Annotated in this window: 13 protein-coding genes and 1 pseudogene; 10 read left to right on the top strand and 4 right to left on the bottom strand. The window is 44.2% G+C overall.

All coding sequences use genetic code 11. The features are described from left to right. The first annotated feature begins 155 nt into the window (after positions 1-155). The 4 genes and pseudogenes from ACPD8L_RS04650 to ACPD8L_RS04665 all read left to right on the top strand — a co-directional run bounded on the left by ACPD8L_RS04650 (position 156) and on the right by ACPD8L_RS04665 (position 3,761). Positions 156-1,886 carry a tetratricopeptide repeat protein gene (locus ACPD8L_RS04650; RefSeq protein ID WP_423942261.1) on the top strand — a complete coding sequence of 577 codons (1,731 nt, stop codon included), beginning with the start codon at positions 156-158 and terminating at the stop codon, positions 1,884-1,886. Further along, on the top strand, positions 1,887-2,552 hold the full coding sequence (locus ACPD8L_RS04655) for an SCO family protein (RefSeq protein ID WP_423942263.1): 666 nt from the start codon (positions 1,887-1,889) through the stop codon (positions 2,550-2,552). 110 nt (positions 2,553-2,662) lie between these two features. After that, positions 2,663-3,214: pseudogene (locus ACPD8L_RS04660) on the top strand (L-serine ammonia-lyase, iron-sulfur-dependent, subunit alpha); the annotation flags it as partial. Positions 3,215-3,224: 10 nt separating this feature from the next. Then, positions 3,225-3,761 carry an STM3941 family protein gene (locus ACPD8L_RS04665; protein ID WP_423942265.1) on the top strand — a complete coding sequence of 179 codons (537 nt, stop codon included), beginning with the start codon at positions 3,225-3,227 and terminating at the stop codon, positions 3,759-3,761. Between the two features lie 18 nt (positions 3,762-3,779). On the opposite strand, the gene ACPD8L_RS04670 is transcribed toward ACPD8L_RS04665, so the two are convergent. Continuing rightward, positions 3,780-4,262 (bottom strand): nuclear transport factor 2 family protein, encoded by a 483-nt coding sequence (locus ACPD8L_RS04670; RefSeq protein ID WP_116217847.1) that lies wholly within the window; start codon positions 4,260-4,262, stop codon positions 3,780-3,782. A 71-nt stretch (positions 4,263-4,333) separates the two neighbouring features. Between ACPD8L_RS04670 and panB the strand changes: the two genes are divergently transcribed. Genes panB through ACPD8L_RS04685 form a run of 3 tightly spaced genes read left to right on the top strand, consistent with a single transcriptional unit; the run spans position 4,334 to position 6,285 of the window. Beyond that, entirely contained in the window at positions 4,334-5,152 is an 819-nt protein-coding gene (gene panB, locus ACPD8L_RS04675) for a 3-methyl-2-oxobutanoate hydroxymethyltransferase (protein ID WP_116217848.1), read from the top strand. Between the two features lie 60 nt (positions 5,153-5,212). Then, positions 5,213-5,563, top strand: a complete 351-nt coding sequence (locus tag ACPD8L_RS04680) for a four helix bundle protein (protein WP_423942266.1) — start codon at positions 5,213-5,215, stop codon at positions 5,561-5,563. Then, positions 5,560-6,285, top strand: a complete 726-nt coding sequence (locus tag ACPD8L_RS04685) for an RluA family pseudouridine synthase (RefSeq protein ID WP_421809546.1) — start codon at positions 5,560-5,562, stop codon at positions 6,283-6,285. Before ACPD8L_RS04680 ends, ACPD8L_RS04685 begins: the two co-directional genes overlap by 4 nt. On the opposite strand, the gene ACPD8L_RS04690 is transcribed toward ACPD8L_RS04685, so the two are convergent. After that, complete coding sequence (locus ACPD8L_RS04690; RefSeq protein ID WP_423942268.1) at positions 6,275-7,819, bottom strand: hypothetical protein; 1,545 nt, start codon at positions 7,817-7,819, stop codon at positions 6,275-6,277. The genes ACPD8L_RS04685 and ACPD8L_RS04690 overlap by 11 nt on opposite strands. 147 nt (positions 7,820-7,966) lie before the next feature. On the opposite strand from ACPD8L_RS04690, the gene ACPD8L_RS04695 reads away from it, so the two are divergent. Continuing rightward, the gene (locus ACPD8L_RS04695; RefSeq protein ID WP_116217851.1) at positions 7,967-9,139 is read left to right on the top strand and encodes a 2-isopropylmalate synthase; all 1,173 of its coding nucleotides are present in this window, start codon (positions 7,967-7,969) and stop codon (positions 9,137-9,139) included. Between the two features lie 32 nt (positions 9,140-9,171). Beyond that, complete coding sequence (gene leuB, locus ACPD8L_RS04700) at positions 9,172-10,290, top strand: 3-isopropylmalate dehydrogenase (RefSeq protein ID WP_423942270.1); 1,119 nt, start codon at positions 9,172-9,174, stop codon at positions 10,288-10,290. Here the strand turns inward: leuB and ACPD8L_RS04705 are convergent. After that, on the bottom strand, positions 10,287-11,525 hold the full coding sequence (locus tag ACPD8L_RS04705; protein WP_423942272.1) for a peroxiredoxin family protein: 1,239 nt from the start codon (positions 11,523-11,525) through the stop codon (positions 10,287-10,289). The genes leuB and ACPD8L_RS04705 overlap by 4 nt on opposite strands. Positions 11,526-11,654: 129 nt before the next feature. Between ACPD8L_RS04705 and pheT the strand changes: the two genes are divergently transcribed. Beyond that, complete coding sequence (pheT, locus tag ACPD8L_RS04710; RefSeq protein WP_423942274.1) at positions 11,655-14,072, top strand: phenylalanine--tRNA ligase subunit beta; 2,418 nt, start codon at positions 11,655-11,657, stop codon at positions 14,070-14,072. Here the strand turns inward: pheT and ACPD8L_RS04715 are convergent, their stop codons facing one another. Then, positions 14,073-14,594: a fasciclin domain-containing protein gene (locus ACPD8L_RS04715; RefSeq protein WP_116217855.1), complete on the bottom strand. Its 522-nt coding sequence runs from the start codon at positions 14,592-14,594 to the stop codon at positions 14,073-14,075. It abuts the gene before it with no gap. Positions 14,595-14,610 lie beyond the last annotated feature (16 nt).

Below are 14,610 nucleotides of genomic sequence, written 5' to 3' on the forward strand. Positions count from 1 at the left end.
TTTTTTCTTTCTTAATCGGTTAAATTTCATTAGTTTAGTGTAGAACTATAGAGCAATTGGATTCTTTCATGTGACAGAGAGCTCGATTGATTACTTCCCCCACAGAGCCGGATGTTCCGAACATCGGTTGCCTAACACACAACAACATCATCATCATGAAAACAAAATTAAGCCTGACCATTTTGGCACTAGCGGTGCTAATGGCCATTCACCTTACCACCGATGAATCCCAATCCATCGTGAACAAGGACAGACAAAAAGCATCATTCAGTTTTATTAAATGTACTCCTACCACTTATCTTTTGGATGTAGTGGATTCAACCCAACAAATTGCTCCCCTTTTTGAAAACTTGGGTGATTTGAGCTACCCCATTACCACTAAAAGCGAAAAAGCCCAAACCTTTTTTAATCAAGGTTTGCGGCTCACCTATGCGTTTAACCATGCAGAGGCCCACAGGTCTTATATGGAAGCATCCCGATTAGACCCCACTTCGGCCATGACATTTTGGGGTCAAGCCTATGCATTGGGACCAAACATCAACGACCCATTGCCTCCAGAAGACCGAAAAATAAAAACCAATGAGGCCATGGCAAAGGCCAAAAGCCTTATCTCCTCGGCCACTCCAAAAGAGCAGGCACTAATCCTAGCACTTACAGCAAGATATAGTGAAGATCTTACCAAAGATGTCGCGGAATTGAATATGGCCTATATGAACGAAATGGCAAAAGTTTTGAAAAAATACCCCGAAGATGCTGAGGTGCAAGTACTTTATGCTGCTTCGGTGATGAACACAGTCCCTTGGAACTATTGGGATCAAGATGGGAATCCATCCCCCAACATTCCAGAAGCGAAGGCTGCTCTGGAAAAGGCAATGGAAATCAATCCCAATAACCCGGGGGCACACCACTACTATATTCACATGGTAGAATTACCCAAACCCGATTTAGGTGTGGCCAGTGCCGATAAACTAGGAAAACTTATGCCCGCAGCCGGACATATTGTACACATGCCCTCACATATCTACATTCGGGTTGGGCGTTATTTAGATGCCGTAAAAGCAAATCAAGCTGCCATTTTAGCGGATGAGGATTACATTTCCCAGTGCTATTCGCAAGGACTCTACCCCTTGGGGTATTATCCGCACAACATCCATTTTTTATGGTCCGCAGCCAGCTTGTTGGGTGATAGTGATATTGCCATCGACGCCGCAAAGAAAACGGCTGAAAAGGTTCCCGTGGGCGAATTTATCACCATGCCATTTCTCCAAGACTTTGCCTCCACTCCCATGCTGGCCTATACGCGTTTTGGCAAATGGAATGAAATCTTGACCATTCCTGCCCCCAATCCAGACATAAAGCACCTGAATCTCATCAGACACTATGCCCGGGGAATGGCATTTGTACGAAAAGGGAACAAAAAAGAAGCACAGGAAGAGCTGGATGCGCTTGAATCCTTAAAAAATGATCCAGATTTGGAAACCCTGGTAGCCACACCACATAATCCGTCCGTTAATGCCGCGAACATTGCCTATGAAGTAGTTGCGGGAGAACTGGCCGCCTTGAACGGGGACATCAACGGTGCGATAGAACACTTGGGCAAAGCCGTTGAATTTGAAGACGGGCTCACCTACACGGAGCCCGCTGCTTGGCACATTCCTACAAGACAAAACTTGGGTGCAGTCTTGATGAATGCCAAAAAATACCAAGAGGCCGAAAAGATCTATCGGGAAGATTTAAGCGTGCTCAGGCAAAATGGCTGGTCATTGATCGGACTATACAACAGCTTGAAGGCCCAAGGCAAAATGGAAGAGGCACAGGCCATAAAAGATGAGTTTGACAGGGCTTGGAAACACTCAGACATCTCCATAGAAACTTCGATTTTATAGATGGTAAAACCTTCATCTTCAAAACAAAACGGCTCCAAAATACCAATGGCACTCATTGCCCTTGGTGTTTTGGCGGTGGTTTATGGCATTTTCAAAAAGAACTCAAAATTGCCTGTTCTTGGCCCAAAAGATTTCAATGTGGAGCTGGTGGACAACAGCTTACAGAATAATGCAGCACCTCATAGGGTTGCCAATTTTGAATTGATCAATCAGAATGGAGAAATCATTACCCAAGAAGATTATGCCGACAAGATTTACGTTACCGACTTCTTTTTTACAAGATGTCCCAGTATTTGTCCCATAATGACAAACCATATGGAACAGCTCCAGGAGGTTTTTCGGGATACCCCAGATGTGATGTTTTTATCCATTTCCGTAACTCCTGGAATGGACAGCATCCCCATTTTAAAGGAATATGCCCTGAGAAACGGGGTCATGGATTACAAATGGAACATCACTACGGGCAGCAAAGAGCATATTTACAACCTGGCCCGTAAAAGTTATTTTGCGGCTGTGGATTATGGAGATGGCGGCCTACAAGACTTTATCCATACTCCAAACTTTGTGCTTGTTGACAAAAAAAAGCAAATCCGTGGTGTATATGATGGCACCGACAAGGACGAAATCCATAAACTGATTGACGCCATAAAAACCTTGACCGAGTAATCTTATCAATGCTTACTCTTCCATACAGCCAGTCTTGCCTTCTTGGTCCCTTCCATTGGTCTGGAGTGCCACATGATCGGCCGAAACACTTTTCATGATGATAGAGTCTTGCCTTTGAAATCTATCAAAAACTTAAAGGTGATGTGCCCTACTCTACCCCCCAGGAATGATTGGAGAGCACACGGGATACCGAAGTGAGGTTCCGGTAGATTCTAAATGGGTCAGTTGCTTTGCCCTGTCCGTAAACGAGGCACCTCATTGGGGAGAGCGGTCACTGCACCTACCAATGGCAGCGCAGGGTTAATTCCGGCCGTTTTAATGTACTATATGGTAATTGAAAACCACGATTCCGACTTTGATGATGTACGATAGTTTTTATTGGTGGCCAGCGAAGTGGGGAGCATTTTAAAAAAAGGGGGCACCATCTCAGCCGCCATGGGAGCCATAAAGGCCATCAATGCCGCGGAACTGGCCCTTGATACCGACCCTAGGTTCCTTTGGACAAAGTAGTGAACACCATCTGGGAAACCGCCAAAGACATGAGTTCCAAATACAAGGAAACCTCAGAAGGCGGTCTGGCCGTAGGGGTGTCTTCCCGAGTGATTGCTAAAAACAGACAAATATTTTTTCGTTTGGTTCGTTTTAAGTGTGGATACATTTAATCACCTTACCATGGAAAATATTGAAATATATACCAGTAAAAAGAAATCCATTTTATTGCTATTGGGTTCTTTAATTTTTGTATGCCTAGGAATCTGGTTTACATTGGAAGCCAATGATTTGGCAACCTCCATGAACAGAAACCCAATTCTCCTGCAAGGTGTGGGGATTTTCGCCATACTTTTCTTTGGATTGGGGATATATGCAGGCATCAAACGCTTGGTTTCCTCCCAACTCATGCTGATCATTTCCCCCAAAGGGTTAAATGTCGATCCCAAAAAATCAATAACGGGGCTTATTGGATGGAACGAAATTCTTGGATTTGATGAAATCAGTATCCACGGGACCAAAATTTTGATCATCAATGTAAAGAATCCGGACTCTTGGCTAGAAAAAGAAAAGAACCAAGTTAGGAGACAGTTAATGAAATACAATATAGAAAATTACAGCTCTCCATTTAATATTTCCTCAAATGGTCTAAATATTGACCACGCACAACTGAAAAATAAACTAACAACATATTGGGAGGCGTTCAACGCCACGCACTAAAACCTGTTAGCCCCGTAATCACTCTTCCATACAACCAGCCTTGCCCCTGGTATCTATCAAGTAGATGATTTTCCAGTCACCATCAAAGTCCACAAGTTGGAAAGAATTTATACCACAATGACTGAAGGTATCGTTCAACCAAAATTCATAGCCTACCCAAGCATTGGCCATGGTCCGGTCTACCTGAATGGAAAATGAGGTCAGTTTTTCCTCGAATTTTATGCTGTCCGGAATACTGCAAATGGAGGTAAGGAATTTGGAAAACTCTTCATTGCGGAATCGGGTCTTGCCCTCTTGGTCCCTCCCAGTGGTCTGGAGCACCACATGATCGGCCGAAACACTTTTTATGATGGTCGAGTCCTGTTTGTGAAAGCCATCAAAAAAGGTTTCAATCACCTGTTTTATCTGCTGTTCCGAATCAACCTTTGGAGGGTTTGGACCTTGGGCCGTGACCGTAAGGCACGTCATGCACAAAAATGCAAAACTTAATACTGTTCTCATGAGATGTAGTTTTTTGATTGAAGCCCAAATTAAACAAATCTGCTTACATTTAGCCCGTAAAAAAGAACCAAATGTCTGTCGCCAAAAAAGAATACAAAAGAGTCACGGTAAAATCCTTGATCGAGATGAAGCAAAATGGGGAGAAAATTTCCATGCTCACCTCCTACGATTATTCCATGGCCAAAATCGTTGATGCCGCCAATGTGGATGTCATCTTGGTGGGGGATTCCGCCAGTAATGTCATAGCCGGCCATGAGACCACCTTGCCCATTACCTTGGACCAAATGATCTACCATGCCAGTTCCGTGGTCCGTGCCGCAAAAAGGGCACTTGTAGTGGTGGACATCCCTTTTGGAAGCTACCAAAGCGATTCCAAGGAAGCCTTGCGTTCCGCCATCCGAATCATGAAGGAAAGTGGCGCCCATGCCATCAAGGTCGAAGGTGGGGCAGAAATCAAAGATTCGGTAAGCCGCATTCTGCAAGCTGGCATTCCCGTAATGGGGCATTTGGGACTTACCCCCCAATCCATCTATAAATTTGGCACCTACACCGTTAGGGCCAAAGAAGAGGAAGAGGCCGAAAAATTGAAACAAGACGCCAAAATGTTGGAAGAGTTGGGCTGTTTTGGTATTGTTCTGGAAAAAATTCCGGCAAGTTTGGCCAAAGAAGTGGCAGAAAGTGTTTCCATCCCTATCATTGGAATCGGTGCCGGAAACGGGGTTGACGGACAGGTCTTGGTAGTACACGACCTTCTGGGCATGACCCATGAATTCCACCCTCGTTTCCTTAGAAGGTACATGAACCTATATGACGAAATGAGCAATGCTATTTCCCAATACGTGGATGATGTAAAGAGCAGGGACTTTCCCAACGAGGAAGAGTCTTATTAGAGTGTTGGAATATTGGATTAGTGGATATTTTGATATCTTTCTTCCTACAAAATCCTACTCATGCATCGATTCAAAGACTTGGACATATGGAAATTGAGCCGAGAATTCTGTTCTGATATTTACGAAGTGACAGGCAGCTTCCCCGAGACCGAAAAATTCGGAATTTCCAATCAACTAAGACGAGCAGTTGTTTCTATCCCTTCAAATATTTCAGAAGGATGCTCAAGAAAATCCAATAAGGACTTTTCAAGGTTTTTAGAAATCGCCATGGGTTCCATGTACGAAGTAGAAACACAACTCCTTATATCAAATGATTTAGGCTTTTTGTCAGACAAAAGATTGGAATTCTTAGTGGGCAAATTAAACGCAATCATTAAAATGACTTCTAAATTTAAATCCATCCTTAAGTGAGTTCCAAAAATCCAAAAGTCCAAAAACCCAATACATCCAATCCCTCCAACCTCCAAGTGCTCTATGAGGACAACCACCTTATTGTGGTCAACAAAAGGTCTGGGGATATTGTACAGGGTGACAAGACCGGCGATACACCCCTTAGCGATGTGGTCAAACAATACCTGAAGGAGAAGTACAACAAACCGGGAAATGTGTACCTAGGTGTGGTCCATCGGTTGGACAGGCCCACAACCGGGATTGTGGTTTTTGCCAGAACCTCGAAGGCCCTACCTCGTTTGAACAAGCTTTTTTCCGAAGGAAACGCCCAAAAGACCTATTGGGCCGTGGTAAAAAATGCTCCAGAGAAAGAAAGTGAGACATTGACCCATTGGTTGGTTCGCAATCCTAAACAGAACAAGTCTTATGCCCACACCAAAGAAGTCCCCAATAGTAAAAAGGCCATTTTGGAATACCGAATCCTAAAAAAATTGGATAGCTATTATCTATTGGAGATTGATTTGAAAACAGGCAGACACCATCAAATCCGTGCCCAGCTGGCGGCCATAGGTTGTCATATCAAGGGGGATTTAAAATACGGAGCCGAACGAAGCAACAAGGATGGAAGCATCCATTTACACGCCCGTAGCTTGGAATTGGAACATCCCGTAAAAAAAGAGCCGCTCTCTTTTTTGGCCCCACCTCCCAACGATCCCGTCTGGAACGCCTGCCTTAACGGGTAAGCGCAAGGGCCTTTTCGCGAATGATCTGGGAAACAGGCTTGTTCTGTAAGTGACTTTCCAACCAAGAGAGGATATCCAGATACAAAAACGCCCTTTTCTCATACGGATGGTTCTCGTATTTCTTGAGCTCATTGTACAGTTTTTGAAACTCATCCTTAAGCTCGTGTGGATAGATATCCCCAAGGTTTCTCAAGAACTTGATCATTTCCTTTTGAACGGCATGTAAGTCGTTCATTTTCAACAGGAATTTATATGTACTCTTCAGTTGAACTTCAAGGTGGTAATCCATTCCCGCTTCATAATGGGCCACCAAACTCAGTACCCTTGCAAAGCACATCAAATCCTCTCTCATCTTAAGGTTCTTATTGGAGATGATCTTTTTTAAGTAGGCAATGCAATTTTTGTTATCACCGTTACCGAAATACAAACAGGCTATCTTATAGTAAAGCAGCATGATATGGTGCTCATCTATGCGCTCCCCGTGTTTTTTTATACCGTATTCAATCACATTGACCAGATACAACCCTTTATCAAAAGTACCTTCCAAAAAGTGAAGATTCAACTTATTGGAGTTGATATACAAAAAGGCCAAAGAGGCAATATTATCATTCTGTGGAAAACTTGAGCTTTCTACTTGCACTTCCAAACGATCCAAGGTTTCCCTGAATTGGGAAGAATACTTCACAAAGAAAAGTGACTCCAAAAGGTAGTGGTTCCCTTTTAAGTAAAAAACAGGATTCAGCGCAATCATTTCCTGATGGTCATAGAAAAGATCTACCCATTTGCTGGCATAACGGTAAGCCGATAGAAAATCCTGTATCAACAAACTGTACCACAGATAGGCCTTATACAGCCATAGCTTCTCCCTAAAACCCAGACTCTCCAGATTATAGTCCGGTAAATGGCTCTCAAAATAGGATTTAACCTTCTGCAGGTCCTCATCGCTACGGACATACCCCACCTTGAGCATCATTCCGTATAGCTGAAGGGAAAGATTGGAAAGCTTGCTCGTCATTACATTTTGTGCAGAAAGCTCCTTGGCCTGTATCGCCAATTCATCGGCCCTATCCGGAATACTTCGGGTGATGTATTGCGTCTCTATGATCTTCTCAAATTCCACAATTTCGTAAGCCACATTCTTTTCTTCATTCTCAATGGCCACCGTCTTGGCCTTATCCAAAATCTTCAAGCTTTGCTTATACAGTCCCTTTTGATATAAAATGGTGGCAAAATCCAGTTGTTCCCTAATTTGGATCCGTATATTCTGATTTACAGGGTTCAAACGAAGGCTTACCAAAATCTGTTTGTAGAGATGCGCCTTAAGATTGGATAGTTGCGCTTTTTTCACAATACCACTTTCCAAAATTTGACGCTCATCATAACGCCGCATTTTGTCCAACAAATTGAAAAGTGCCAAAAATTTGGCATCCGTGTTGACCCCCAAACGGCCCACGTACAGTTTAAATTGACGCTTTTCCGATTTGGACAACGATTTTACCAGCACAAACAAAGCATCCTTATGGGCATTTGTCATCGTAAAAAATATAATTTAAACAATTGATTATCAATTTATTAATTGACACCAAATCCAATTTAACGTTGTATAAGGTTTCGACCCTCCTTTTACCTTCTGGCCCTCCTTCTCTATTTTCGTATGAATTCGAACAACAGACAAAAGATAATGGGTAAAGATAAGGTACAAATTTTTGACACTACGCTAAGAGATGGAGAACAAGTTCCGGGTTGCAAGTTGGACACGGAACAGAAATTGGTCATCGCTCAACGTCTGGACGAACTGGGTGTTGATGTGATCGAGGCAGGATTTCCCATTTCAAGCCCTGGTGATTTCAAATCTGTGCACGAAATCTCCAAATTGGTCAAAAATGCTACAGTCTGCGGATTGACGCGAGCCGTAAAAAAAGACATTGAAGTGGCCGCCGAGGCCCTGAAAGCAGCAAAAAAACCAAGAATACATACCGGAATCGGAACTTCTGATTCCCACATTAAATATAAATTCAACTCTACAAGGGAACAAATCATAGAACGTGCCGTGGAGGCCGTTGCCTATGCAAAGACCTTTGTGGAAGATGTTGAATTTTATGCTGAAGATGCCGGACGAACGGACAATGAATTTTTGGCACAAGTCTGCGAAGCGGTCGTAAAGGCCGGAGCTACCGTGCTTAACATTCCTGACACCACTGGATACTGTCTCCCGGAAGAGTATGGTGCCAAAATGAAATATCTAAAGGAAAACGTAAAAGGTATAGACAAGGCCATTCTTTCTTGCCACTGCCATAACGACCTAGGATTGGCCACTGCCAACTCCATAGCTGGTGTGATCAACGGGGCACGACAGATTGAATGTACCATCAACGGTATTGGGGAACGTGCAGGTAACACTTCCTTGGAAGAAGTGGTGATGATTCTTAGGCAACACCCTTACCTAAACCTTGATACCGGCATCAATAGCAAGCTATTATGGGACACAAGCCAAATGGTTTCCCAGAAAATGGGAATGCCCGTACAACCCAACAAGGCCATTGTGGGCTCCAATGCCTTTGCCCACAGTTCCGGAATCCACCAAGATGGGGTCATCAAGCAACGTGAAACCTATGAAATCATTGACCCTAAAGATGTAGGGGTCAACGAATCCTCCATTGTGCTTACCGCAAGGAGCGGAAGGGCCGCATTGGCGTACAGGGCCAAAAAAGTAGGTTACGAGCTTACCAAGGTCCAATTGGATGCCGTCTATGAGAACTTTTTGAAATTTGCGGATACCAAAAAGGAAATCTTGGATGAGGATATCCACGAAATTGTGGAAACCAGCAACATCAGCCTACAAAGCCTCGCTTAATACCAGGCACCTTTTTCCAATCCTGTCATCATATGAACTTGAACATTGCATTGCTTCCCGGAGATGGCGTAGGACCTGAAGTTTTGGCCCAAGCGGTCAAGTGCCTACAAGCGGTTGAAGAAACCTTTAATCACAATTTTGTCTACAAAGAAGCCCTTATTGGGGCCATTGCCATTGATAAAAAGGGGGTTCCCTTGCCCACAAATACCCTAAAGCTCTGCAAAGAAGCCGATGCCGTGGTATTGGGAGCCATTGGCCATCCAAAATACGATGCCAACCCTGATTCACCCATCCGCCCGGAACAGGGCTTGTTGAAACTTCGCAAGGAACTTGGGCTCTTTACCAACATACGGCCCGTGATAGCGCATTCTTCCCTAGTGGACAAATCCCCTTTAAAAAAGGAGATTGTCTTGGGAACTGACTTTGTCATTTACCGTGAGTTGACGGGAGGGATTTATTTTGGTGAGAAAAAATTAAATAACGAAGGCACAGTGGCTTCCGACCTTTGCGAGTATTCCGAAAAAGAAATCAGCCGTATTGCCCATTTGGCCTTTAAGGCCGCCAAGAACCGAAAAGGAAAACTCACTTTGGTGGACAAGGCCAACGTGCTGGAATCCTCCAGACTTTGGCGAAAAGTGGTGACCAGAATCGGTGAAAGCTATCCTGATGTGGTCTTGGAATACCTGTTTGTGGACAATGCCGCCATGCAAATCATTCTAAACCCCACCCAGTTTGATGTTATCCTTACCGAAAACATGTTCGGTGATATCATTTCCGATGAAGGAAGTGTCATCGGTGGCTCCATAGGATTGTTGGCCTCTGCCTCCATTGGTGAGGAAAGTGCCCTTTTTGAACCCATCCATGGGTCCTATCCCCAAGCCAAGGGACTGGACATTGCAAACCCCATTGCCTCCATACTTTCCGTGGCCATGTTGTTGGAACATTTTGGGCTAATCGATGAGTCCTTGGCGGTCCGAAATGCCGTTGACAAAGCCTTGAAAAAGGAAATTGTCACTCCAGACTTAAAACCCAACAGTCATTTCGGGACCAACCAAGTAGGCGATTATATTGCCAACAATATTGTTGATATTGATGATGATTTCAATATCAATGATGAAAACATCCACTTGGGAAAATCCACCATTATTTAAGAATCCGTTTCGATAGGCTCTGCAGCCAACCCACGGACCGTTTCGGCAAATTGTTTTTTAAACTGCTCATATTTCTCTCCCGTTGCAGGACCATTGAACCCGGTATGGATTTTTCTTACCGCCCCATTTTTATCAATATAAATAGTGGTGGGATACGACAGGATATGATTTAACATCGGTAGTTTCTCATTTGCTTTTTGCTTGTTTGAGGTTCCGTATTGGGCCAACAGTATGGGATAATCCACCTGAGCCCTTTCCTTGAGGCGTGCAATACCTGCCAGAGCTTTCTCCTCGGTCTTGGCATATTCAAAAGCCAGGGCCACCAACTCAATATCCAAATCCGGATTGTTCCTTAAAAATTCCACATAAAATCGGGTTTCATCCAAGCAATTGGGGCACCAAGAACCCATAATCTGTACCAATACCGGTTTTCCATTGAATCTTGAATCGGTCAGGCTCACCATTTTTCCTGAAGTATCCGGGAACGAAAAGTCGAGCCGATCATACCCTTCCCTGAGAAAGGTCAATGAATCTGCATCAGGGAGCTCAAAGGCTTCGTTCCTAGCCCCCATAAACTCTTCAACGGCATGATTTCCACTATAAAACTGTCCTTCAAGGGTACTGTCCGTTACCTTTGCCATGAACAGGTACACATGCGCCCCATCAAAAGCGGAAAGTTTTAAGCTATCCCCTGTAACCACACCATCCAAGTATCTGTAATCCCCGGTCTTGGTCCTGAAGGTGCCCTTGACCCGATTGCCATTCTGCATAAAAATTCCCTTGGCCGGATATTCACCATCTGTATTGAGGTCAAAATAGGTTTCCCAAATGCCCGAAATATTGACTTGGGCATCTTGACCCACCTCAAAACGGTCTTGCTTTCCGTGAACCGCGGTGAAGGGAACTATCCGGTCCAGACTTTCCTTTATGAAGTCACCTTGGATTTCATCTTTGGAAAAAGTTCCTGAGACATATCCTTCAAAAATGGGCATTTGAATCCGTATGGAATCTCCTTCAATTTCAATTTGATCAACAGCAATCACCTCATCGGCATTATACATCTCCATGCGGTAATCCCCATCATCATCCTTGAACAACGTAAAGGTAAAGGGCAGTTCTTTGGAGGAAGACACCTTCATCTTCCCCAGCCAGTCACCCAACAACAATTCCTTGCTTTCCTTTTTACATGAAATTACCGTCAAAATGAGTAAACATAACAGTGCTATCCGGTTCATATATTGAAAGATTTTTCCTAAAAGTAGAAAATACTACATAAATCTTACAAATTCCAAATAGAACACAGGGTTATTTACATTGAATCTGTTGCCCTATTGTTTTATATTTGTCCACTCTAAAATTGGGGTATGAAGATTTCTTACAACTGGCTACGCCAGTTTTTGCAGATTGATTGGGATTCACAAAAGACCGGTGAGCTTTTAACGGATTTAGGCCTTGAGGTTGAAGGCATATCCCACTTTGAGTCTGTCAAAGGCGGCCTGAAGGGTATTGTGGTAGGCCATGTGCTCACCTGTGAGCAACACCCAAATGCCGATAGATTGAAATTGACCACCGTGGATATTGGTCAGGGAGAACCTTTACAGATTGTATGTGGCGCCCCCAATGTGGCGGCAGGACAAAAGGTTCCGGTCGCTACCATTGGAACTACCCTATACACCAAGGATGGAGAAGCTTGGGAAATCAAAAAAGGGAAGATCAGGGGCGAGGAAAGCCATGGGATGATCTGTGCCGAGGATGAATTGGGACTGGGAAGCAGCCATGATGGCATTATGGTTCTGTCCGAGACCTTGGAACCCGGAACCCCTTGCTCCAAAGTATTCGATATTGAAAGCGACGAGGTCTTTGAGATAGGCCTTACCCCCAACCGCTCCGATGCCATGAGCCATTTTGGCGTGGCCCGCGACCTAAAGGCCGGATTGGAGCAAAAAGAGATACAAAAGGAATTGGTTACCCCTTCCACCAGTAACTTTTCCATTGACAATAGATCACTAAAGATTGATGTGGAGGTCAAGGACAGTCAACTAGCTCCAAGATATTGCGGTGTTACCATCAGCAATCTTGTGGTGCAAGAGTCTCCCCATTGGTTAAAAAATAGATTGAAGGCCATTGGCCTATCCCCTATCAACAATGTGGTGGATGTGACCAATTATGTGCTCCACGAACTGGGACAGCCCCTGCATGCCTTTGATGCTTCCAAAATCAAGGGTAACAAGATTGAGGTGAAGACCCTTCCGGCGGGAACCAAGTTCAAGACCTTGGACGATGTGGAACGCGAGTTGCATGAGGATGACCTTATGATTTGCGATACTGAAAAACCCATGTGTATTGCCGGGGTATTCGGAGGAATTAACTCCGGTGTTACGGAGCACACCTCATCCATCTTTTTGGAAAGTGCCTATTTTGACCCCGTATCCATCAGAAAATCGGCCAAAAGACACGGTTTGAATACGGATGCTTCTTTTCGGTTCGAGCGTGGTATCGACATCAACCTTACCGAGTATGCGTTGAAGAGAGCGGCTTTGTTGATTCGCGAGATTGCGGGCGGGTACATCACTTCGGAAGTGGTAGATCTATACCCCAAGAAGCCACAGGACCGTCAAGTGTTCCTTACTTTTGATAAAATCAATTCATTGATCGGGCAGGAAATCCCGCGGGATACCATAAAATCCATCCTGTCTTCCCTTGAAATCCGCATCAACAATGTCACCGAATCCGGATTGGGACTTACCATTCCCACCTACCGTGTGGATGTGACCCGTGAAGTGGATGTCATCGAGGAAATTTTACGGGTATACGGTTACAACAACATTGACCACAAGGAAAAACTTACGGCTTCCATTGCCAAAACCTCACGTTTTGAAAATCATAGGATCCAAGATGTTGTTGGAAACTTGTTGGCCGCAAAGGGTTTTTATGAAATCATGACCAATAGTTTGGTCTCTCCTGATGCCCATGCGCCCAACAAGGAGGAAGAGAAAATCAGCATGTTGAACCCTTTGAGTTCTGACCTATCAGTTCTCAGGACCTCCATGTTGTTTTCCGGACTTCAGGCTATAAGCTACAATCACAATCGGCAGAAAACAAACCTTAAGCTCTTTGAGCTTGGAAAAACCTACCATAAGATAAACGGTGAAAATCAGGAACGTCAACATTTGGCCATTTTCACTTCTGGCAATCGCACGGCAGATAGCTGGAACACCCCTGGCCAAAAAACGGATTTCTTTTACCTCAAGGGCATCGTGGAGTCGTTATTTGAGCGTTTGGGTCTGCGTGACATCCAAACTACACCCTGCAAGGATGATCTTTATGCGGAAGGCCTGTCGTACCATAAAGACGGAAAAGTTTTGGCAGACTTTGGATTAGTGGGGAAATCCGCGCTTAAGATGTTCGACATTAAACAGGACGTTTTCTATGCTGATTTTGATTGGGATACTGTTTTGGAACTAGTAGGCACACAGAACATCATCTTCAAGGAAATTCCCAAGTTTCCAGAAGTGACCCGTGATTTTGCCTTGTTACTGGATGATTCGGCCACTTTCCAGCAAGTGTACGACATTGCATGGAAAACGGAGAAGAAGCTCCTGAAGAAGGTAAATCTTTTTGATGTATACACAGGTAAAAATCTACCCAAGGGCAAAAAATCCTATGCGGTGAGCTTTACGCTTATGGATGACAAAAAGACCCTTACGGACAAACAAATCGACAAGATAATGGCCAAATTACTGGCCCAGTTCCAGAAAGAGCTCAGCGCAGAATTACGCTAATTACATTTGAGTGGGTAGAATTACACTATCGATCTCATGAACCACCCCGTTCTTTAAATTGAGATCGGCCGATGTAATACGTGCAGTGTTACCAATGGGGTCGGTAAGAACAATATCATACCCGTCCATATGGGCCAAAAGTTTTTTCCCCTGAATGGTAGTAAAGCTTGCTTTACCATTCCCTCTACACATGGCACGCAAAATACGGGATGCCGTCAAGTGTCCGGCAACGATGTGATAGGTAAGCAATGACTTGAGTGCACTTTTGTCCTTGGAGTTGAGGAGTTCCTTTATTTTTTCGGTGGAAAACCGTTCAAAGGCAGCATCTGAAGGTGCGAAAATGGTGAACGGTCCCGATTTCTCCAGAATTTCTTCCATTTCAGTGACCTTTACAGCTTCCAAAAGTATTTTATGATGTTCGGAATCAATGGTTTTTGCCCTTGGGACATTATTCTGGGCAAAAGAACACATTGAGAAGGCCATACAAAGACCCAAGAATAGTTTGGTAAGGGGGGATTTCATCGGAGTCGGCTCAAAT

It is taken from the genome of Flagellimonas algicida (genome assembly GCF_049629585.1).
Lineage (GTDB): Bacteria > Bacteroidota > Bacteroidia > Flavobacteriales > Flavobacteriaceae > Flagellimonas.